The sequence below is a fragment of the Alteromonas portus genome, from assembly GCF_005117025.1.
Classification (GTDB): domain Bacteria; phylum Pseudomonadota; class Gammaproteobacteria; order Enterobacterales; family Alteromonadaceae; genus Alteromonas; species Alteromonas portus.
On the sequence record NZ_SWCO01000008.1, the window covers coordinates 147187 to 169627 of the forward strand.

The window sequence follows — 22441 nt, forward strand, 5'->3', positions numbered from 1 at the left end:
TCAAAGACTTAAGCAAATAGCAATACTTTAGTTGTAGCGATGCAGTTTTACAGTGGTGCAAGTGCACCACAAGCATGCACTAAACCGACGAATTAATACTGAGATAACTCGGATGACAATTAGCGGTTTCTCCTGCGACGTCATTCAAGTACAATTTCCTTTTTAGAAAACTCAAATAAATTCACGGCAGGAGCACTAATGTTAACCGCGCAACAACTCGCCACTATGCTTTCTCTTCAAGACAAAATGAACGCCAAAGTAAACCCTGACTGGCTAAATGCTGGTTATGGATATTTACGTGCAGCCATGGTTGAGTCTGTTGAAGCCATCGAGCATCACGGTTGGAAATGGTGGAAAGCACAGCAGAAAGACTTGCCTCAACTTCAAATGGAGTTAGTTGACATTTGGCACTTCGCGCTAAGTGCCTGCATCATCGAGTATAAAGGTGATATTGAAGAATCTGCGAAAAGTATTGCTTCTGAACTGGCAAGTGGCAACACCTTAGTGACTTTTGATGGTAAAGATTATGACGCGTCAAATCAGTCGCTTCTTGATAACTTAGAATTGATGACAGGCCTTTGCGCCGCCAAACGCTTTAGCGTTCCACTATTCATGTTTATCGTGAGTCAGTGTGAAATGTCAGCTGACGAACTGTATCGTCAGTACGTAGGTAAAAATGTGCTCAATTTTTTCCGCCAAGATAACGGCTATAAAGAAGGCACTTACGTAAAAGTGTGGGAAGGTCGTGAAGACAACGAGCACCTGGTAGAAGTAATGGATTCCCTTGATTTGACGAAGCCTGAGTTTAGCGACTTGGTCTATGAAGGCTTACGCTCTCGCTACCCGGCGTAATCGCATTACGCCTTGCTGGCGCAATTGTGTTTGCGCGTATACAAATTGTGCATGCATGCTGCGGTAACGAAATACCCCGCTAAGGTTTCAACGCTGACTGTTTCCTTCCTTCAGATAGCAAAAAGCTCTGTCATGACAGAGCTTTTTAGTTTATTTCCGTAACAATAAAATAAAACTAGCGACAACGTTACGCGTCTACCCAGACTAATTTGTCGCTATAGCTACCTTGAATAATATCAACGAACCTATCTTCTAGTACGTGACGCTTAACTTTAAGCGTAGGTGTTAATAGATCGTTTTCGATACTCCATTCATTTTTCATCACTACAACGCGATCCATCACCTGGTGGCTTTCCAGTTTTGCATTGATGGCTTCGAATGTTTTCTTAAGGCTTGCCTCAATACTCGCTTTATCTTTTTTCTGCGCTTCTTCACTAAGCACAAGTAAAGCCACTGGCTGAGGCAAATTTGTACCTGTCACGCAGACTTGCTCAACTATAGGGTTTTCCATAAATTTAGCTTCAATCGGCGCTGGCGTAACGTACTTGCCTTTCGCCGTCTTAAAGATATCTTTCAAACGGCCCGTTATTTTAACGTAGCCATCGTTATCAATAACACCTTTGTCACCCGTGCGAAGGTAGCCGTCTTCGGTAAAGACCTCAGCGGTTTTTCCTGGCTCTAGGTAATACTCCAACATATTGCATGGCGACTTCACTTGAATTTCGCCTTCTTCTGAAGTACGGATGTCTACACCGTCATACGGCTTACCAATACAACCAATTTTATCGTGTCTAAATGGTACACTACCCGTGCCGTAGGCACTGTTCTCGGTCATTCCCCACCCCTCAGAAATGTTGATACCGATTTTCGCGAACCATTCAATGACCGCAGGTGCAAGTGGCGCTGAACCGCTTGCCCACAAGCGGGCGTTGTTGATGCCGAGACCATTGCGAATTTTTTTCGCCACGATCTTGTTCAAAATTGGAATTTTCAGCAACGTATCTAATTTCTTCTGCGGCATTTTCGCTAGTACGCCCATTTGGAACTTGGTCCATAAACGAGGTACAGAGATGAACAACGTGGGCTGACAATGCCCCACATCGCGCTGGAATGTCGCTAAATCTTCCACAAAATGAATTTTTCCGCCGCTGTAGTAGCTCGAAAGCTCGACTAATACACGCTCTGTAATATGCGCTAGCGGTAAATAGCTCATTGTACGATCGTTTTGGTTGATACCTAGTTGGTCTAGTGAACGACGCGCTGCCCAACAAGCTGTATTGTAGCTATGAACCACACCTTTTGGCTGACCAGTACTACCCGACGTATAGATGATTGTCATTATGTCATCCATGTCATGTACCGGTGAGTCGGTAATTGGCGCGATATCCATAAACTCTTTCCACTGTTGCTTGGTAGCAATATTTGGATAAGGGAAAGCAACCGTTAGATATTCTGAAGGAATAGACGCAACTTGCTCTGCGGTGTTGTCTAGTTTTCCAACGAAAAGGAGCTGTACGTCAGCGTGCTTTAATACATACTGGACCGTATCCGGACCCGCTGTGGAAAAGATAGGCACCGACACATGGCCTGCCATCATTATGCCCAGGTCAGTGATAAACCATTCAGCACAGTTTTTTGAGAAGATGCCTATACGGCTGCCTTGCGGAAAATCGAACTCACGTAAACGTGCCGCCACTTTTCGGGCTTGCTCGGCTACTTGCTTCCACGTGTAGTCGTGGTACTCACCGTTAACAGGCTGGGTGAGAAATATGTCGTCCCCACGGCTTTGTTCCCAGTGGTACAACATACTTAATGGCGATGTTATTACTTCCGTGGTGTTTGCGTTTGCTGTCATGTCTAGCGGCATAAGTCACTCATATGTTGTTATAATGTAGCTCATTTTTACAATGATTTCACAGTCTTATAATAAGCCTTATTTTTTATTGAAAAACAAGCTTTTTAAACAAGTGTTTACATTCTTTGCGATGAATAACAAGGCGTTGAGCGCTTAATTTAGTTTTTTTATAGATGGGGCTTTGTACTCTTTATGATCCTCTCTGCACAATAAAAACGCTTTCAACGGCTATTCCCACTTTTTAAATAATAGGGGTACTAGGTCGGCTGCAGTACATGGCTTCGCGTAAAAATACCCTTGGTGGAAAAAGCACGACTTTCCTATAAGTTCGTCTACTTGTGCCCGAGTTTCAACTCCCTCTGCTACACAACTCATGTTAAGGTTTGTAGCGAGTGCAATGGTTGTCGTGACCAACGCTTCGTTAGCATTGCCAGGCGCCATTTCGTTAACAAAGCTTTTATCTATTTTCAGCACAGATAATGGATAGCGTTTTAGATAACTGAGCGACGAATACCCTGTCCCAAAGTCATCTAGAGCAAGAACAAACCCTTCACTAACAAAGCGGTTAATTTGTCTCAAAGCGTTATCGCTATCGTCCATTAACACACCTTCAGTGATCTCGAATCTAAATGCTTCTTTTGGAAGATCGAATTCCTTTAAAAGACTCAGCACACCGTTTAAGTCGAATTCAGTCTTGAAATGAAGCGCAGATAGGTTAATCGACACATAACCAGTAAAACCCTGACTATACCAAGCAGACAAGTCTTCGGCTGCTCGCCGCATGGCTTGGCGCGTTACTTCTATAATATATTTCAGTTCTTCTAAAACGGGGATGAATTGGTCAGGAAATAGCGGTTCTTCGTCTAACTCCCCTCTTAGCAGCAACTCAACGCCTATCGTCGTATTAGTCCTTGCATCTATAATTGGTTGGTAATGATTAAAGAAGCAGTCATCTGAGTAAGCGCGCTTAACTTTATTTTCTAGCTGCAAACGTGTTTTGGCGCGTTCGTTCATGTCACTGGTGAAGTATGTAAAGCCGCTTAGCGCATCTTTCTTGGCACTATACATGGCTACATCGGCCTGTTTAATAAGCTCTGCAGGTTCAGAAGCATCCTCAGGATAGAAAGCAACACCTATACTACACGACACCCGAAGTACTTCTTCAGCCAATGAGATAGGTGTCTCTACCGATTCAATAATTTGTGCAACAAATGAACTTAAATCATTGTCTGCCTCAACCTCTTCGATGACAATAACGAATTCATCGCCGCCAAGTCGTGCCACGGTACCAGACTCTGCAACAAGATTTCGCATTCTGTTCGCCACTATACGTAGCAGTTTGTCGCCATAATCGTGCCCAAGAGAATCGTTAATGCCTTTGAATCTATCTAAGTCAACAAACATTACTGCTACACGGTGTTTGTGATGACGAGCAAGACCGATGGCGTGTTCAAGTCTATCTATCAATAACGTTCTGTTTACCAAACCTGTTAAGCTGTCGTATGTTGCTATTTTAAGCAGTTTGCGTTCGGCGTTTTTCTGTTCGGTTATGTCAGAGATAACAATAAGGTAGTGTTCTGCGTCGCTGCTCTCGCCACTTACTGCGGTAATATCTATTAATACGTCATAACGCTTACCGTCGGCCCCATCAATAACAGTTTCATCTTTCCAAAAATCCCCGCCCTGCATCTCCGGAAGCTTCCCTGACAAATGCCTATTTAAGTTGGGATAGCGCATATAAAGCCGTGCAAGCTGCTTAGGTAAAGGGTCTTTGCGATTAAAACCAAATACTTGCTCAAATGCAGGATTAGCGGCGACTAGACGCTTTTCCTTATCGAAAATTAACACCCAGTCTCGGGTTTGCCTGAAAGCATCGCTAAATAAAGTCACTTGTTGCTGTGCTTTTTGTAATCTGAACAAGTGACGTTGCCTAGAGAGCAAATATGCCACTAAAAGGCCCACAACTAAGGTGGCATAAATCGAATATGCTAGGGGTGAACGAAGCGGAGCGTATGGCATGGAAAAGCTTATTTCCGCCGGTATTACATTAAAATCAAAGCTTCCAGGTGTAGGAGCTACAGTAAAAACATAGTCGCCAGGGGCTATGTTGGTAAAGGTGATTTTCGCGTCGTCAGTAATGCCTTCTGTCACTACTTGATCACCATTGAGAAGTTTATAGTAATACTTCACTTTTCCTATTCCAGACATAGCGAGTGCCGAAAAGTGAATGGTTAATCCATAATCTTCATAATCTAAATCAAAATGGTGACCGCTTAAGTTTTTAAGAGGCTGATTAAGTAAGCGATTACCCAAGGCAACTTCTGTGATTGCCGTTTGCCTGCCGAGTAAGCTGCCACCTGAGTCTAAACTTTCAAGTTGGGAAGCAGAAAAAACAACGGCACCACTAGTTGAACCATAGGCAAGTCTGCCATCGTTAAGCTTCAAAGACGCACCTTGATTAAACTCTGAAACGCTTAGTTCTCGACCATAAATAAAATTTTTAATTTGCCCCGTGGAAGCGTCGTACCTATGAAGACCTTTATGCGAGCTAAACCAGATACTGCCAGATTCATCCTTTTGAAGCCCATATACAATGTTTGATAACAAAATATTGGAGTCATTAAGATTATAAAGAGGTTCAAAAGTATCGGCATCTACGCCGATTAACCCCACGCCACTATACGCTAGCCAAAGTACGCCTGTATCGTCAATTACCCATGAAGTGATGGAGCGTTCACTCCCTCGATACACCTCGGGGAAGCGGTATACAAGTTCATGTTGTGAAGTTGCTGAGTCGATTAACCACAACCCTCCTTCCGTAGCTAAGAACAGCCTATCATTGTGGTACTTTGACTGCCCTATAAAGCCATAAGAGAAATTGATATCGAACACCCGTGGGTCGAGACTAAGTGGAGAAATCGCCTTTTTTTCTGTGTCATATTTTAAGAAGCTTTCATAACCAATAAAATACAGGAGCCCATCATTGGATAGCATCATGCCTGACCCATAGGTATCGAAAACCGTATCATCCCCGCCGCTAAGTACTTCAGGGCGAGACACTTTCTCTGTTTTTAGGTCGAAAAGCCGAATCCCTTCATAGGTACTTAAAAACAACGCGTCCTTTTTCAAAGGAATAATTTTATCTACCGTCCCCTTTCCGTATACCTTGCTAGTAGAATACATAAACTTGTCAGATGTTTTCGTCGCAAAGTCGTAGTGATTAAGTCCGTTTTCAGTCCCAATCCAAATTTTATTGGGCTCAGTTTCAGCAAACGTCCACACAACATGACTAGTTAGTGTTCTGTTTTCACCTGTTCGCTCATTTTGAATAGCAAAGATGTCGGCGCTTTTTACACCAAAGTAAAGTGCGCCTGCGTAGACGGAGCTCATCCACAGGTTGTCGGCTTCGTCTTTCGCTATTGCGGTGATTTTCTTATTTGATATCTCAGTAAAGCCATTATTAGGCTCTAGTATGTGCTCGCTGCGCCAACCGTTAGCTGTTTGAGCTAACTGATACAAGCCTTTGTTCGTTCCCATCCAAAACGCGTTGTCTTTGTGTTGTACTATCGTCCACACGTTTCTATCAGAAACTACCTGCGTAAACACGCTATCTTTAGCACCGTTAACTTGCGCTAAAAAGTCGTCTTTATCTGCGATAAACACCCCAAGTACCGTTGAAATCCAAACTCGGTTTTGCTTATCCAGCATTAAAAATTTTGCGTTAATATTGTCTATATTTTGCGGGGTGCCACCTAAATAATCTAAGCTGACTAAGGGCTGTTCTGTATCGTGAATATTCTTTACGAAAGCGCCTTTCGATGTTGCAACTAAAAGAATGTCATCGATAGTCATAGCAGCACGGATAATATGGTTATTTTCTAAAAGTGCTGAAGGTAGCTTTGCAATGCGGGTTAATTCGTTTTTTTCAGTATCAAATAGCTGCACTTCTTCGCTTAGTGCCATTACTAGCTTGCTTGCTGTGTACCAGTGAAATGTTTCGGCGTGTTGCACAACACCTTCAATATCATGATAGTTTGTTGGCTCTATTTGAACGACATCTTGCGTGGCTAAATCAAGGTAAAAATTTCCTCGGCCATAAATACTGAACCAAAGCGCTTCTGAGCCTTGCAGAGATAGCCGATAGACAGAAGCATCAACAAGCGTATTTTCTGGCCCCGTTATTCGTTTAGTACTTACGCCATCCCACCGAACTAGTCCACCTTCCGTGGCAATCCAAACAAAACCATCTTCGCTTATCGCTATATCGTTGACGACATCTTGAGGCAGGCCGTTTTTTGTTGAAAGAGATTGAAATACGGGGTTAGATAAACGTGGGGACGCCACTGCATCTAAACAAACAGAAAAAACCACAAGAAAAAGGTAGGTCAAACACTTCATCACGAATGGATCGCATATTTTACATTTTTATTATTTTTCAAGTGTAACAGAATGTTTGAAACATGGGCAGCGTCAGGCCAAGGTTTTTACAATCTAATTAAATGACCCTATACCATTGAAATTGAATGACTTATTAGAAAGTTAACGACTGGATAAGTAACGCAAAAAGTACACCAGCTAAGGATTAGCTCACGATCTGGTTGCTGTGGAAATTAGTGAACCCTTTTTTAGCTTTGGTTATACACGACGTGTAAAGTCATTTTGTAAGTCAATCTTGCTGTACCGGCACGCGACCAACGGGCACGACTTGGCGTCGAATACTCGCCTGCGGGGCTAACCTGTATAAGTCGCCATTTTGACCGACGTAATGCTTCATCACTCCGCAGGCTTTAGCAATTTCCGCGTGCGCTTGTAGGTGTTGGTGTTCGCCATGAACTGGAATGGCAATCTTAGGTTTAACCCAATGATACATAAGTTTAAGTTCTTCTTCGCAAGGATGACCACTCGCGTGAATAGGTAAGGTGCTATCTTCACTGTGAATAACAGACACCCCTTTGGCTAACAGAGCCTTGCTTAAACGCCCTACACTTTCTTCATTGCCGGGGATGACGATAGAAGAAAATAAAACCGTATCACCCTTGTCTAAATTAAGGTGTGGATGATTGTCACGGGCCAAACGAGCGAGCGCCGTATTTTTTTCGCCCTGACTACCTGTTGCTACAGCTAGTACCTCGTGAGGTGGCAAGTAGCCTAAGTGTTGAGGGTCTGTGATCGGTAAATCATCCGGCCAAATACCTTGCTGTTTGGCAATGCCATACATGTTCATTAATGAACGCCCATACAAAGCCATGTATCGCTTTGTTTTCTTTGCAATTTTGGCTAGTGAGATAAGCCTTGCAATGTTACTTCCAAAACACCCCACAACTACCCTGCCTTTCAAAGGGGCAATAGTACTCAGTAAACCGTCATAACAATTTCTTTCTGAAATAGAAAAACCCGGCTTTGGCGCGTTAGTTGAATCGCCTACTAGCGCAAGAATATTCTCGTCGCCTAGCTGCTTATAAAGATTTACATCAAAAGGTAAACCGGTAATAGGGTTTGCATCAATTTTCCAATCTGCTGTGTGCAAAACCGTTCCCACTGGGGTGGTAATCTTTAGTGCGAAGGGCTCAGGTAAAGAATGGGTGATAGCCAACCAATGTACGCTGAACGGCCCTATCTGCTTGGTATCACCGGCATCAACTTCAATTATGGCTATTCGGTTTGCAAGCTTGCTGCGAGCGAGTTTGCGCCTTAATACCTCAGCGGTGAAAGACGTGGTATAAATTGGCTTTTGAAACCGTTCCCATAAATAAGGAATAGCACCAATGTGGTCTTCATGAGCGTGGGTGATCACAATACCAGCTAGCGCGTCTTTCTGCTTCGCAATGAAGGTGGGATCAGGCGCTACTACTCGGTGTGTAGAGCCTTTTGATTCGATACCGTTAGCGACTTTGTCACCCTTTTTATAGTCGGGAACTAGGGGCTCATCGAATGATACCCCACAATCCACCATTAACCATTGACCATTGTGTCCGTATAAATTGAGATTCATACCTATTTCGCCTGTTCCCCCTAGGGGAACAAACCACAAGTCGTCAATGTTTGGTTGCAACAAAGCGTAAATGCCTTTTTTAAAACGTTAGAAATAGAGTGCGAAAACGGGTGTTAAAGCACCTGATTATTCGTGGAGTTCTGCATTAAGCAGATCGATAACTTCAGCCCACGCAGCATCTTCCACAATAGCCTCTTTCAAAAAAGCAGACTGACTTTCATTCCAATACGGAGCTTCATGTAAATGCTGGCTTTTATTTAGCCCTCGATGCGTCTCGAAAAATTCAGCAATTTCTTCGTCAGAGCTTCCTAAACCGAGTTGGCAAAACAAGCTGTTCATTGTAGGTTGTTCAGTAAACATAACGCCTCCTTGGGTTATAGATACACAAAAGAATGTTTGAGGCGACGACAGCGCCACGCATGAATCGCGCGCACATGCCCTCGGCTGCTACTGAATATCTACATTTTGGTGAACGCTTGAGATCACACGTTAAAGATACTCAGCGAATTCCTCTGGTGTAATTACCTCACCTTCTTCAGCGGGAACTGGGCATACAATAACCATGAGTTCATCTTGTGTCATACCCGGTACCCATTTCGTTAAAAATTCTTTAGTCGACAGTTCCATGGCTTCACAATGCGCCCAATCTTCTGTGGCCCATAACAATGCAAGCTCTGCATCGGGCCATACCGGTACGCCATCTTCCTCATCGGTAGTTAACATCACGCAGCCATGCTCATCCTTAAGAATAAACAATTTCTGTTCTGCTTTGATTGTTGCAAGGCTGGCTTCCAAACGCTGGAACGCATTTTTTTCTAGTAAAGGATGTAATTGAGACATTGGACTCTCTCTAAAATTCTGTCATTTGCGTGCCGAACAGTTCGGCACATTGGCGTAACTAGGGATAGTGTTTAACAGGCTGTCGATACACTTTGTATGATTTCAGCGAGTCCGACCCGTCGTACTTGCTTCATGCTATGCACGTAAACTTTAAAAGATACGTTCTCTATGGTTTCTATTTTAGTCACTTTAGTGCCTGCTGGTAACTGACTTTCAACATCAATTGGAAGCACTGCTATACCACCCTCACTTTGTAAGTTGTTTAACGCTAAATTTAACGAATTCGTTCTTAACTTGGCATCACGAAGTTGCGGGTAGGCAGTAAGAAGCCAGTCTCTAGCTTTCGTTCCCCAGTCAATCGCCACAAAATCTGCAGCATCTATGGAGTCTGAGCCTTCACCAATTCGGTATAGCGCTAGTTCATGCTCCAACAATACATCGCTATTTACCTCTTCAGATTTAAGCGGCTCAGTGGAAAAAGAAAGATCGGTGACTCTTTCATGAAGCTGACGAGACAAGGTATCTAGCGTTAATACTTCAGCCTTTACCGACCAGTCTGGAAATGAGTTGTGAAGGTGGCTAAGCATTTTCGGCAACAATAGTTCACTGGCAAGCTGCGTCGCTCCGCACACAACATATTCAGACGATTGAATTTGCAGCTCTTGTTTTGCTTCATTGAGCGTGGCACAGAGTTGCTTTGCATATGGCAATAGTTTTTCGCCAGATTGCGTAAGCTGAATACTATTGCGCTGCCTTATAAAAAGTGTGGTATGAAAGTATTCTTCAAGAAGCTTTATTCGAGCACTAACGGCAGATTGAGTGAGGTAAAGGTTTTCCGCAGCTTTACCAAAGTGACGTGTTTTGGCCACCTCTATAAAGGTGGTGAGAAAGCGTATATCCATGCTTGTTGTACAACCGAATCAAAGTGAACCTAAATTGACACAGATCATACGGCAAGTAAACACAAAAGCACAGAAGCGCACCGCTTAATGCGGTGCGCTTTATTAAAATTTCACCAACTCGCTGAATTAATACTCTTCTTGGTGCAGGCGACGCTGTTTATCACGACGTTGCAAGTCACGCTTCTGCTTTTCCTTTACAGTGCTTTGACGTTTGGAATTTGGCTTTTTAGCGTGAAAATCTTCCTCTTCTACCGAGTCCCATTCATCACGCTGGTAACGATAGTCTTTACTCATTGACTTCTCTGGGTTGTTAACACACCTCAATTATTATCGTAAGCCGCAAAATAGAAAACGAATTTTAATCATCGTAGCGACAAGAATTTTTGATTACGTACGCTATAAAATTTCGTAGACCTAACACATCACTATCTATTACGCTCTTGTAAGTTCGTAGCCCAAACGGCCTCACATTAAATAAAAAATACAATTATATTTAAAATCAAGAAGTTAAATATTTTTTCAGCGTGCACTGCCACTTAGCATTACTGTTTATTATTTAAACAATCAATCCAAGTTACTGTTGTTTTTTAAACGCTTAAAAATTTTTTATTGATAAGAGAAAAATCTTTTGTTTTATCTTCGTTTTTAATTATTTTAAAAGTGCGCTGAACAAAACATTACGTTGGGTACAACATGAAAAGTCTAGCTATTCGACTATCAGCAAAACCTTATATTGACCGTCAGAAGTTTCCATATGGTTTTCGTAAATCAGGTGACTTCAGCATTACTGAAGCCGATCTTTTAACTAACTACGGAAAGACCTTGCTGGGTCTCGAAAGTGGTGAGCTATCGCCAGAAAGCGAAGATGAAAAACACTTCGTTGAATTCATTAATGGCAAAGTTGAAGCGGCTAATAACCTAGAAAAGGCATGGGCAAAGTACGTCAGGCTAGCTAGGGGTAAAAAGCACTTTTACACGCTTCATAGCAGTGCTAGCAACCAATCGGATTACGACGAGGACTATTCTGACGAAGAGTTCGATGTAGCCTAAAGCTCATTCTTATTTTAAAGCTCGCTTAACGCGAGCTTTTTTGTTTGTGGTACTAAATGATCTCTATCAACTTTAACCAAGAACAAAATGGTGAAAGGTTAAGGAATGTCTACACTTAGAGTTATAAAGGGCAACGCTTATCATCGATAACTGTTGCTTTTTACAAAGAGCCCTAGCAAAGGAGGCGCAACGATGATCATTAGTTCAAATCAGCTTACTCATTTTTCTATCCATGCCGTGGACGATAAAGTGGGCGGTATTCGGGATATTCTTTTTGACGATGAGACATTTACCGTACGCTACTTGGTTGCAGATACCAATACATGGCTTCCGCTGAGCAGAAAAGTAGTCATTTCCCCCATCGCCGTGACAAAATTAGACAGTGAGACAAGCTCCGTCGATGTAAATATGACGGTTGAAAAACTAAAAAATAGCCCCTCGATAGACGAACATAAACCCGTTTCTAGAGAATATGAAGAGAATCTCTTTAAATATTTTGGTTATGGATACTACTGGATAGGACCTGGTGCTTGGGGTGAATTCGCTCACCCTAACGAACTTGTTGAACTGCAGCAAGCAGATGAATCAGACACGCTTCATCCCAAAAAGACCAGTAATCATCTGAGAGCCGTGGGTGAAGTGAATGGCTATGAGGTCGCTACTACTACCGATAACGTTGGACACATTAGCAATTTCATTATTGACACTCGCAGTTGGAGAATTGTTATGCTAGTTGTCGATACGAATAACTGGCTCCCTGGTGGAAAACATTTAGTACTGTTGCCATCCGACATAAAGAATATCGATTGGGCCGCACACAGTGTCGAGGTCAATTTAAGTCACGATGAATTAATCAATAGACCAGAAATAGATAGCGACAGAATTGCAGAGGAAAACTACATTGCAATGCTTTGCGAGCAACTGGACAAATAGCTAATGTTGAGCTTTAAAAACTGATATCGCCATACAATGTCCGTTTTATAGCGGACATTGTGGTTTATGTGATGAAAAAAATTACTGGCAAAAGAACTCGTACATTAACGCAATAAGGCGTTTTACCCGTTCATCCGCTAGACGATAATAAATCGTTTGGCCTTCTCTTCTGGTAGCCACCATCTTCGACTCTCGTAACAATGCAAGATGCTGAGAAATCACGGGCTGAGAAACATTAACCACTTCCAAAAGCTCGGTTACTGATTTTTCTTCTTCTAACAGTGAACAAAGTACCATTAGACGAGTTTTGTTCGCGAATTGCTTTAAGAAGATCTCTGCTTCCGCAGTGTGTTCCATTATATTTTCTGAACCTATAACCATATCCTCGGACATAAGCACTCCCTATGTGTAAAGTATTTCGGCACTAATTTAGCCACTAACTATACTAAAGTATAAGACATTCTGCCGACTTGCTATTTTATGCGATGAACGTCAGTAATTCATATTGTTTACCTACGTTTGCATCCATTACATTAGATTTGCCTTATTTGAAATTTATAGAACGCATATACCGTAGAAGGATGAGTTATGCTGATTGATTTAGCTTCACGAATTAAAAACATTGGTTTCGATATACGTTGTGTGTCTGCTGAACAGGCCGTAAACGAGTTAAGACAAAATAACGGTACGCTTATCGATGTAAGAGAAAGTGTTGAGGTAGCTAAGCACCCGGTCCTTGCTTCACTTAATATTCCACGTGGTATCTTAGAAATGAAAGCACTTGAGCATTTTCAAGATGCTTCAATACCGCTATATATTCATTGTGCATCTGGCGTTCGGGCGAAACTAGCCGCAGAGCAATTAATGCATATGGGATATAGCAATGTGTCAGTTGTAACTTGCTCAATTTTTACCATTAACGAAGTTAACGAAAAATGACTTGCACAAATTGTCTGTGATATAAGTACGTCAAACAAAAGGTTAAAGGCGATATATGCTTAAATCTACACTAGAACAATGGCGTATGTTTAAAGCCGTGGTAGATGCCGGTGGCTTCAATCAAGCAGCTGCTGAAGTACATAAAAGTCAATCGAGCGTTCATCATGCGGTCCAAAAACTGGAAAACGCAATAGGTGTAACGCTATTCGAAAATATAGGCCGTAAGGTAAAGCTATCCCCGCAAGGTGAACTTATGTATCGACGAGCCTCATTTTTGCTTAATGAAGCTCACAAACTCGAAGCAGTAGCAAGCAGTTTAAAAGTAGGTACAGAAACAACCCTGCGCATTGCTGTTGATATCATTTTTCCTTCTGAATTACTCTATAATGTCCTTGCCAAAGTTTCAGCAGAATTTCCGTTATTGCGCATAGAAATTGAGGAAACCGTGTTAAGCGGTGCTAATGCATTATTAAATAGCGGAAAGGTCGATTTGGGTATCTCTCCGTTTGTTTTTCCAAATGGGTTTAGCGAAGATTTGTGTGAAATTGAATTTGCCGCTGTCGCTCATGCCGAGCATCCCCTGCATCAACTCAACAGGACTCTCACCCTAGAAGACCTTAAAACCCACCGTCAAATTGTGGTTCGCGATTCCTCAGCAGAGCGTAAGGCCGATGTAGGATGGCTTGGTGCAGAACAGCGATGGACAGTTAGCCATGTAAGAACATCGTTAGATATCATTGCACAGGGCTTAGGGTTTGCTTGGTTACCTATTGCAATTATTAAAGAGGAGCTAGAAAACGGTACGCTGGTGCCGCTTCCTTTAGATAACAATGCTGCATTAAGGAAAGCCTTGCTTTACCTTTCTTTTGAAGATGGCGACACATTAGGGCCAGCAGCCCGCGCATTTATGGGAGAGTTGAGATACCAAACTATGAACCTTCCTACATCAGATTTTATGGTAGAGACCCGTCCTGAATAGCAGTATGTTAGCCGATCGCATTTGGCAAGTGTTCGAAGCCTAGCGCAAATCCAAATAGCGATATCGTAACGCCTATCAATGCCACTGCGCCATCGTCAGTGGCCATACCTACAGCCATGATGAAAACCGCCAGTGCTGGAATTAACCCCATAAAGGGAATGAGTTCTAGGGGAATCATCACAAGGCCGCACCCAACGCAGTTCAGTGCAATTAAAGACCGAAACACGGGTTTTCTCATAAAAAAGCAGCGTGGAACCAGAAAACGATCTACCCGTGCAGCATGAGGTTTAACCTTCACAACAATGTTTCTTAACTGATCTGCATCACAGTGTATATCCATCACTTTTTGAGGAAGCCAAGGGTGTCGACTACCGAGTAAAATTTGCAATGCGATGAGTAAAATCGTCACACCAGACAATGAAGGCACACCGGGTATAGCCCCAACAGGCGTACAAGCAATAAACGATGGGAGGGCCAACATAGGGCCAAACCCGCGCTTCTCCATCACGTCCCAAAAATCAGCAAAATAGAATAAATCTTGACTTGCCCTTGGCTGCATCTTTGACAGCAGCTCAGTCAAGGTCATTGATCTTTCAGCTGTTTTTGCCCACATATTCAATTCCTTTGACACGAGTTTCGCTATGTCCTATTAATTTAAAAGCGCTTTTCTTTCTATAAAGCTGCTCTAGATTCATACAAGCCTTCGCAGTCTAATTTGCAACTATAAGAGACCGTACGGATAAAATTTGTGCGAAAAATGTGCCATAGAAGTTGCTATACGCCTCTAAATAGTTAGTGGGAATACTTTTTGCAGTAACGTGTAAATTGGTAACACTTTTTCACTTACACCCACAGCGCAATCGCCTTTCATCAATTATCGAAGTCGATGAAGTACAACAATAATTGATAATCGGTTTTAAATGTGGATATCGCATTGTAAGGATGGGTGTTACCCCGAACTAAGCAATGAAAGCAAGGAAATACTCGGTGATAACAAAGCATTTTTGTTATTGTTCCTTGTTATTTATGATAAAACTATAATATTGATTTTATTCCATATTCTTAAATGGATAGTGAAAGAGAGGGACATCCACGTGCTAACTGTACTCTTAGTCGATGACGACGCCGAATTTACTGAAGTTGCCTGTACAATTATTGAATTCCTGGGCCACGACGTTCTAACTGCTGCTACGTTGGCTGAGGCGCGAGACTGGCTTGAAAAGGAAACCTTCGACCACGTTTTACTAGACTTCATGCTCCCTGACGGTAGCGGTGCACATTTATTCAATGAACTTGATGCACTTCCCAAAAGACCTCGCGTAACCCTTATAACTGGTCACCCTTCGGTTAAAAGCGTAATAAAAGGCCTATGCGGCCCTACTGTTGACTATCTTGTTAAACCTATACAGCGAGAAGAAATCGAAGCGGTACTGACAAAAAAAGCGAAAGCAAAGGCGCCAGCAGAAGAACAGATTGAAAAGCACTTCGACTTGCTAATTGGCGAGTCGCCGGTAATGAAAGAGCTATACAAACTCATTTCCAGAGTAAGTAAGACCAGCGCCAACGTGATGCTTTTGGGCGAGAGCGGTGTAGGTAAAGAAGTGGTTGCAGCAGCGATTCATCGCGCTTCAGAAAGTGAAGGGCCTTACATCGCCACAAACTGTGGAGCTTTTTCAAAAGAATTAATTGGTAGCGAGCTGTTCGGCCATGAGAAAGGCGCATTTACCGGTGCCGTAGGTAAAAAAGAAGGCGTATTTGAGCAAGCTGAGGGTGGCACCCTTTTCTTGGATGAAATTACAGAAATGCCTATCGATATGCAGCCAAATCTATTAAGAGTTCTTGAAAATAAAGTTGTTATTCGCGTAGGAGGCACAAAAACCATACCTGTTAATTGCCGTGTAGTGTCTGCAACAAACAGAACAATGGAAGAAATTGCCCAAAGCAAAGTGTTACGCGAAGACATTTATTTTAGGCTTGCCGTATTTCCAATCACCATTCCACCTTTGCGCGAAAGGAAAGAAGATATTCCTCTATTGGCAAAAACCTTCATTGCAGAATTTAACAAAGACAATGGTTCTAATTTCAAATGGGAAGAAAGCCAGTTAGATACGCTTCAAGCTTATGATTGGCCCGGCAACGTTCGTGAATTAAGGCACTTTGTACATCGTGCAGCAATTATGAGTGACCCTGAAAAAAGCGAAATTGAGCTACCTAAAACTATCGAGTCTCCATTTGCACAGAAACAAAGTACTACGCCTGCACTACAAGCGGGAAGAACGATTGAGGATGTAGAAAAAGAGCTTATATACGCCACTCTGGAAAAGGTGAATGGTAATAAGACCACAGCAGCAGAAATGTTAGGTATAAGCACTAAGACGCTATACAACCGTCTCCACGCCTATGGTGATCTTAGCAAAGACGAATAAAAGAGGTATTCGATATGACTAGCGAAGAGTTTTCACGACTAAGCGTTTTCGTGCATGACGCTCGCAAACCTTTAAATAGAATTTCTATGCAGGCAGAGCTTGTGAAAATGGCATTGAATGGAGACGTTGCGCCCGAAAAGGCGCTAGCGGCATTGGATAAGATAATAAGCAGTGCAAAAGACTGTAGCCACACCCTTTCTGACATGACGGCTGAGCTGGGTGAGAATGTTTCGGAATAAGTAAATGATTACTAAAGTTCTGTCTTCGCTATATAGCTGGATAATTTTGGTCGTATTGGTCATCGTTGTCATTACAGCGAACTCTTTTTATGTGGTAAGTACACTTAACGACCTTTCTGCATTGGAAGCGCGATTGTTCACCACTAATCGCGTCATCAATGCAGTGAATCGATTGCATGTTGCCATACTTCGAGTCGAGTCTGGACAGCGTGGATACATGCTAACAGACGACGAAGAGTACCTTACTGATTATACCGAAACACTCGGGGTAATTGGTGAACTCATGGACGAAGTAGAAGTGAGCTCTTTTTCATCTGACATTAACGATCAGTCTGTAAGAATTGAAGAGTTGCTTAAATTAACCAAAGCGAAAGTGAATGAGGTCATTGAAGTTGTTGAGCTAGTCAAAGAAGGAAGAGAACAAGACGCCATTAGCCTAGTTAGAAGCGACAAAGGGATAAAGTTATACAAACGATTCGAAAAGTTGTTTCGCGAAATTGACAGCTCTGAAAGGAACATGCAGGGAACCCATTTAGCGAATTTGATGAGTTTAAGAAGAGATTCAGTAAATACCTTGATTATCTCATCCGCCACTACCCTGCTGCTTATAATTACTGTTTTCCTACTTTTGAAAATTAATTCCCGAGAGCACGAGAAGTATCAGGCAGACCTGGAATCTGTGAATGAAGATCTAGAGTCTCGCATTGAAGAACGGACACAGGAATTGAGCCTTTATTCCGATGAGTTAGCGCGGAGTAACCGAGAATTGGAAGATTTTGCATTCGTGGCCTCTCACGACTTACAAGAACCGCTTAGAAAAATTAGGGCCTTCGGAAACCGTCTGGAATCCGGATACAACGATGTCATTGACGAACGAGGTAAGGATTATTTGGCGCGTATGCTAAACGCTGCGGAGCGTATGTCTATGCTAATCTCCGATCTTCTGGCGTTTTCACGTGTCTCTACACGTGGTAAAGAGTTCGATGAAGTAGACTTAAATAATACGGTTCAAAGCGTTTTAGGCGATTTAGAGATAGCCATTGACGAGAAGTCAGCAGAAATTAATGTTGGCGACATGCCTGTGATCAGAGGTGATAAATCGCAGCTTGAACAATTGTTTTTAAATTTAATATCTAACGCGCTCAAATTTCAAAGTGAAGGCGTAACCCCCGTTGTCACCATCACCTCAAAAGAAGCGACTGAGTCGGATACGCGCGACATACTTATGTCAGAAGAATACGACTGGGTGAAAATTACAGTAAAGGACAACGGCATTGGATTTGATCAATCGTTCGCTGAGAAAATTTTCGCCCCTTTTCAACGCCTTCACGGTAGAAGTGAATACAAGGGCACAGGTATAGGGCTCGCTGTATGCCGTAGAATAGTGGAAAGGCATAATGGACAAATTACTGCTATGAGCGCCCCCGGACAAGGGGCAACATTCTCGATAATAATGCCGGTAGATAGCGAGCCGTTTGGTTCTAACAACAATAATGGAGAAACACAATGACGCGTAAACAAACTCAACCTATCAATATTCTAATGGCAGACGATGATGAAGATGATCGTTTGTTGACCGTCGATGCTCTGCAGGAAAGCCGTGTGCTCAACAATTTATTTTGTGTTGAAGATGGCGTTGAATTACTAGAGTTTCTTCGCCACGAGGGTAAGTACACTGACCCCGCTTCAGCCCCTCGTCCTAGCCTTATTTTGCTTGACTTAAACATGCCAAGAAAAGATGGTCGAGAAGCACTTCAGGAACTTAAAAACGACCCTAAACTTCGCAGTATTCCTGTTGTTATTTTGACAACGTCGAAGGAAGAGGAAGACATGCTTCGTGGTTATGACCTTGGTTGCGCGTCTTACATAACAAAACCCGTTAATTTTGAAGGCTTAGTTGAACTAATGCGTGCTTTAGGACGTTATTGGATAGAGTTTGTAGAGTTACCACACGAGTAAGAGGTGCTAGATGTCAGAGGTAATAAAAATTCTGTTGGTAGAGGATGATGAAGATGATTACTTCTTAACTTCTGACTATCTAGAACGGTGTGAATCACCCAAGTTTGAATTAACTTGGGTGACAAACAGCCTTGATGCAGTCGAAGCCCTCAAAACCGAAAATTTTGATCTTTGTTTGCTCGACTATCTTTTAGGCGCTGAGAACGCCATTGATGTTTTAGCCGTTTTAAAATCAAATCAATTCAGTTTACCCGTGGTGATACTAACAGGTCAGTCAGACGTCACTGTAGATGAAATGGTTATGCGCGCTGGTGCCGCTGATTATTTGCAAAAGTCAGAGATAGAATCGCCACGCTTTATGCGTACCATTCGTTACGCCATGGTTAGGCGCGACATTGAAAACGAGCGAATTGAACGCAATAAAGTAGAACAAAAGAATAAAGCGAAAGACAAATTTCTTGCGCACTTAGGTCACGAGTTACGCACTCCCCTCACCTCTATATTAGGCTATACAGAGCTTTTGATTGACGATGCTAGAAACAGCCCGTTTCAGCAAGAATTATCGATTATTCATTCCAACGGGAAACACCTGTTGAGTTTGTTAAATGACCTTCTCGATATGTCTCGCATAATGGCGGAAAAGCTTGAGCTAAATATTAAAGAGGTAAATTTATCTGCTTTTCTCACCGATATTCATTCACTAATGCGGTTGAACGCAAAAGACAAAGGATTAAGTCTCAACGTTATCTCAAAGACTAAGGTCCCTGAATTCATCCAGACTGACCCTACGCGGCTTCGGCAGGTGCTGCTTAACCTCATCTCAAATGCCGTAAAATTTACGGATAAGGGCAGTATCACCCTTACCATTTCACTGGACCAACATGATGAAGCTAACAAACAGTCCCCGCTTCTCAGATTTTCAGTTGATGATACCGGCATTGGAATGCCGCCAGACAAATTAGCCAACATTTTCCAGCCTTTTGAACAAATTGAAGATGTAATGCGCGCTAATCACGGCGGTGCCGGACTTGGATTGGCTATTTGTAAAGAGCTGGTCACGAAGCTTGGGGGGGATATTCATGTGACATCTCGGCTGGGCGAAGGCAGTACTTTTACATTCGATATCAACCCGGGCGATATATCCTCTCAACCTAATGTCGAATTAACACTCGGTCAGATTCAACCAGTCGAATCTAGTAGCATTGATTTGAATGTGACGGGAAGAGTTTTAATTGTCGATGATTTGAGAGAAATTCGTAGACTTACCGGTCACATTGTAAGTCAGTCTAAGGCAGACATAAGCTATGCTGAAAATGGAGTAAAAGCACTGGAAGCGGTTTTGCAGGCAGATGAACACAACAAACCGTATGACTTGGTACTCATGGATATTCACATGCCTGTAATGAACGGAATTGAAGCCTTACATGCAATCCGTCGCCATGGTAAGAATATTCCTGTAATCGCAGTGACAGCCGCCAGTCGAAAAGGGCTAAGGGAGTCGCTGATACGCGAAGGTTTTAATGATGTTATCGGTAAGCCTATAGACCGCTTTGCATTAGCTAATTTACTTTCGCAATACCTGCCTCCCGGCGACCACATTACGTTTAGCAATGTTGAAGCGCAAGTGGCAGATATGCCCATGCAAAAGCCTTACGCCCCAGAAAAAGAGGAGTCTCATGGCGCCCCTATTAAACATCGCGTTGACTCAGATGAAGCAACAAACGGGGCTCAGCAAAGCAGCATACAAAAATCCAGCAATAAACGTGTGCTGGTTATCGAAGACGATGAAGACGCAGCCGAGCTTTTACAGCTGTTTTTAACCCACTTAGGACATGATGTAACCACTGAATACTGTGGCGCCGACGCGCTTAAAGCGGCCGAAAGCGACAGCTTTGACCATGTATTAATGGATCTAACATTACCTGATTACGATGGATATGATTTAGCTGAAGAAATTAAAGGAAAATTGCCCAATGCGACTCTCACCATAGTGAGCGGACATGAGGCAAGTAAAGAAACCATGCAAACAATTGGTATAGACAGCGCGTTGCTAAAACCAGTATCAAAAGACGACCTGGCTTCTGTAGTCGGTTAATTCATCCATCACTTTTAAGCAGCAAGAAAATATTACAAAGGTTTGCAAAGATACCGTGATTATCTTGCAAACCACTCACTTCAACAAACCTCACCAACTCCTATATCCTTTTGATTATTATACAAATTTATATTTGGTATACCCGTTGCAACAATTAAAGTGAACCCAAAATATTAAGGAGAGTATTATGGCTACACAAGCTTCAGCAAAAACACAAACCGTTAACACAACCCGTACTAATGGTGTGGCTGAGCCGAGTCACCCAGTAACGGATCAACTGAAAGATTCTCTTCATGCATCGGTAGACAAGTTGGCTGATAGCGCAGGTATTGCCGAGGAAAACATCCGCCGCACTGCCTCATCGTCAGCGGAAAACATGTCAGCAAGAAAGCGCTTAGCACAGCAAAAATGGCAGGCATCGAAAGTACGTCAATATGCAATTGAAAACCCTCTAGCTACTGCGGGTATGGCGTTTGCTGCGGGTATGTTGGTAACGTCACTACTACGTAAGAAGTAAACTTATGAAAGCACCAGATTTTCGTACATCACAATTTATTGTGTGCAATGAAAATCCGTTTCGCCTGACGCCGCCCTCGGCGCAGGCGAATTTTCGCGCACAGGTGAAAGGTGATCATACAACCAAAACATCGCCAAAAGACCAACCATCTACCCAGCAAAATTACCCAGATCCATCATTTTCAGACATTTTCACTGCGTTTAAAGAAGCATTCAACCAAAGAAAAGCACAGGGCCTAGCGTTTCTCGAACTTACTAACAGTGAGTTGATGCTCATTAAAAAGAGTTTCTTTGTTACCATTTTCGCGTGTTTAGCAGCTTTCGCAGTAGGTACGGTTTGTTGGTTGATTTTAAATATCGCTATTGGCGCTTTACTCCACAATATGGGTCTACATTACGTAGCTGTTCCACTTATTTTATTGGTGTTAAACAGCATTGCCGCATTTGGATTCTTTAAGCTTGCTCAGAACGCTTTTAATTACCTGAGCTTTAGCAGGCTAATTCAAACCTGGCGCAAGGTCTTCGAATAAAACGAAGCTCTAACCCATGCATCAAATGACATGAGCACTAAACGAGGCTATTTGTTATGAATATCTTTCTAAAAGCTAACATGCGCGACATTGCACAAAAAGAACATGCCTATTTTTCACAAAAACATCATGCCGACGTTGCACTTACACAGGCAAAAAGGCAATGTAAGTTAATGATGGGCAAACCAGAGACCCTTCTTGGCATTGCGTCAGTAGGAGCATACAAAGGTGCAGTTGATGCAAAGCCTAATGCAAAGCGAAACCAAGCGCTAATGACATTAGGCAGGACCGCATTATTGTCATTGTTTCAGTGATTACAGTATTAAGGAACATG

General features: G+C 42.6%; 22 protein-coding genes. 13 read left to right on the top strand and 9 right to left on the bottom strand.

The window, feature by feature from the left end; genetic code table 11:
* Positions 1-198: 198 nt before the first annotated feature.
* Positions 199-852 (top strand): dUTP diphosphatase, encoded by a 654-nt coding sequence (locus tag E5672_RS14335; RefSeq protein ID WP_136782821.1) that lies wholly within the window; start codon positions 199-201, stop codon positions 850-852.
* Positions 853-1039: 187 nt separating this feature from the next.
* On the opposite strand, the gene E5672_RS14340 is transcribed toward E5672_RS14335, so the two are convergent.
* The 7 genes from E5672_RS14340 to E5672_RS19890 all read right to left on the bottom strand — a co-directional run bounded on the left by E5672_RS14340 (position 1040) and on the right by E5672_RS19890 (position 10735).
* Positions 1040-2719, bottom strand: a complete 1680-nt coding sequence (locus tag E5672_RS14340; protein ID WP_136782822.1) for an AMP-binding protein — start codon at positions 2717-2719, stop codon at positions 1040-1042.
* Positions 2720-2935: 216 nt separating this feature from the next.
* The gene (locus E5672_RS14345) at positions 2936-7105 is read right to left on the bottom strand and encodes an EAL domain-containing protein (RefSeq protein WP_136783028.1); all 4170 of its coding nucleotides are present in this window, start codon (positions 7103-7105) and stop codon (positions 2936-2938) included.
* 268 nt (positions 7106-7373) lie between these two features.
* A complete protein-coding gene (locus tag E5672_RS14350; RefSeq protein WP_136782823.1) occupies positions 7374-8762 on the bottom strand; it encodes a ribonuclease J in 1389 nt (462 codons plus the stop codon).
* Between the two features lie 63 nt (positions 8763-8825).
* Entirely contained in the window at positions 8826-9059 is a 234-nt protein-coding gene (locus E5672_RS14355; RefSeq protein ID WP_136782824.1) for a DUF2789 family protein, read from the bottom strand.
* A 129-nt stretch (positions 9060-9188) separates the two neighbouring features.
* A complete protein-coding gene (locus tag E5672_RS14360) occupies positions 9189-9539 on the bottom strand; it encodes a DUF2750 domain-containing protein (protein WP_136782825.1) in 351 nt (116 codons plus the stop codon).
* 71 nt (positions 9540-9610) lie between these two features.
* Positions 9611-10441: a LysR family transcriptional regulator gene (locus E5672_RS14365; protein ID WP_136782826.1), complete on the bottom strand. Its 831-nt coding sequence runs from the start codon at positions 10439-10441 to the stop codon at positions 9611-9613.
* Positions 10442-10567: 126 nt separating this feature from the next.
* On the bottom strand, positions 10568-10735 hold the full coding sequence (locus E5672_RS19890; RefSeq protein WP_014949813.1) for a hypothetical protein: 168 nt from the start codon (positions 10733-10735) through the stop codon (positions 10568-10570).
* Positions 10736-11134: 399 nt separating this feature from the next.
* On the opposite strand from E5672_RS19890, the gene E5672_RS14370 reads away from it, so the two are divergent.
* Positions 11135-11491: a MaoP family protein gene (locus E5672_RS14370; protein ID WP_136782827.1), complete on the top strand. Its 357-nt coding sequence runs from the start codon at positions 11135-11137 to the stop codon at positions 11489-11491.
* Positions 11492-11683: 192 nt separating this feature from the next.
* Positions 11684-12424 (top strand): PRC-barrel domain-containing protein, encoded by a 741-nt coding sequence (locus tag E5672_RS14375; RefSeq protein ID WP_136782828.1) that lies wholly within the window; start codon positions 11684-11686, stop codon positions 12422-12424.
* Positions 12425-12505: 81 nt separating this feature from the next.
* On the opposite strand, the gene E5672_RS14380 is transcribed toward E5672_RS14375, so the two are convergent.
* Positions 12506-12817: an ArsR/SmtB family transcription factor gene (locus tag E5672_RS14380; RefSeq protein WP_136782829.1), complete on the bottom strand. Its 312-nt coding sequence runs from the start codon at positions 12815-12817 to the stop codon at positions 12506-12508.
* A 195-nt stretch (positions 12818-13012) separates the two neighbouring features.
* Between E5672_RS14380 and E5672_RS14385 the strand changes: the two genes are divergently transcribed.
* Together E5672_RS14385 and E5672_RS14390 are read left to right on the top strand one after the other, a co-directional pair.
* A complete protein-coding gene (locus E5672_RS14385; RefSeq protein WP_136782830.1) occupies positions 13013-13363 on the top strand; it encodes a rhodanese-like domain-containing protein in 351 nt (116 codons plus the stop codon).
* Between the two features lie 55 nt (positions 13364-13418).
* Complete coding sequence (locus E5672_RS14390) at positions 13419-14342, top strand: LysR family transcriptional regulator (protein ID WP_136782831.1); 924 nt, start codon at positions 13419-13421, stop codon at positions 14340-14342.
* A 7-nt stretch (positions 14343-14349) separates the two neighbouring features.
* Here E5672_RS14390 and E5672_RS14395 read toward each other — a convergent pair whose 3' ends face one another.
* Positions 14350-14955 (bottom strand): exopolysaccharide biosynthesis protein, encoded by a 606-nt coding sequence (locus tag E5672_RS14395; RefSeq protein ID WP_136782832.1) that lies wholly within the window; start codon positions 14953-14955, stop codon positions 14350-14352.
* Between the two features lie 481 nt (positions 14956-15436).
* On the opposite strand from E5672_RS14395, the gene E5672_RS14400 reads away from it, so the two are divergent.
* From E5672_RS14400 to E5672_RS14435, 8 genes are all read left to right on the top strand, one after another.
* Positions 15437-16768, top strand: coding sequence for a sigma-54-dependent transcriptional regulator (locus E5672_RS14400; RefSeq protein ID WP_136782833.1), 1332 nt, complete (start codon positions 15437-15439; stop codon positions 16766-16768).
* Positions 16769-16782: 14 nt separating this feature from the next.
* Positions 16783-17007: a hypothetical protein gene (locus E5672_RS14405; RefSeq protein ID WP_136782834.1), complete on the top strand. Its 225-nt coding sequence runs from the start codon at positions 16783-16785 to the stop codon at positions 17005-17007.
* 4 nt (positions 17008-17011) lie between these two features.
* On the top strand, positions 17012-18517 hold the full coding sequence (locus E5672_RS14410; RefSeq protein WP_136782835.1) for a sensor histidine kinase: 1506 nt from the start codon (positions 17012-17014) through the stop codon (positions 18515-18517).
* The gene (locus tag E5672_RS14415) at positions 18514-18966 is read left to right on the top strand and encodes a response regulator (RefSeq protein ID WP_025255558.1); all 453 of its coding nucleotides are present in this window, start codon (positions 18514-18516) and stop codon (positions 18964-18966) included. The genes E5672_RS14410 and E5672_RS14415 overlap by 4 nt, the downstream gene beginning before the upstream one ends.
* A 10-nt stretch (positions 18967-18976) precedes the next feature.
* A complete protein-coding gene (locus tag E5672_RS14420) occupies positions 18977-21061 on the top strand; it encodes a response regulator (RefSeq protein ID WP_136782836.1) in 2085 nt (694 codons plus the stop codon).
* 187 nt (positions 21062-21248) lie between these two features.
* Positions 21249-21578: a DUF883 domain-containing protein gene (locus tag E5672_RS14425; RefSeq protein ID WP_136782837.1), complete on the top strand. Its 330-nt coding sequence runs from the start codon at positions 21249-21251 to the stop codon at positions 21576-21578.
* 4 nt (positions 21579-21582) lie between these two features.
* The gene (locus tag E5672_RS14430; protein WP_136782838.1) at positions 21583-22107 is read left to right on the top strand and encodes a hypothetical protein; all 525 of its coding nucleotides are present in this window, start codon (positions 21583-21585) and stop codon (positions 22105-22107) included.
* A 56-nt stretch (positions 22108-22163) separates the two neighbouring features.
* Entirely contained in the window at positions 22164-22421 is a 258-nt protein-coding gene (locus E5672_RS14435) for a hypothetical protein (protein WP_039216551.1), read from the top strand.
* Positions 22422-22441: the final 20 nt, after the last annotated feature.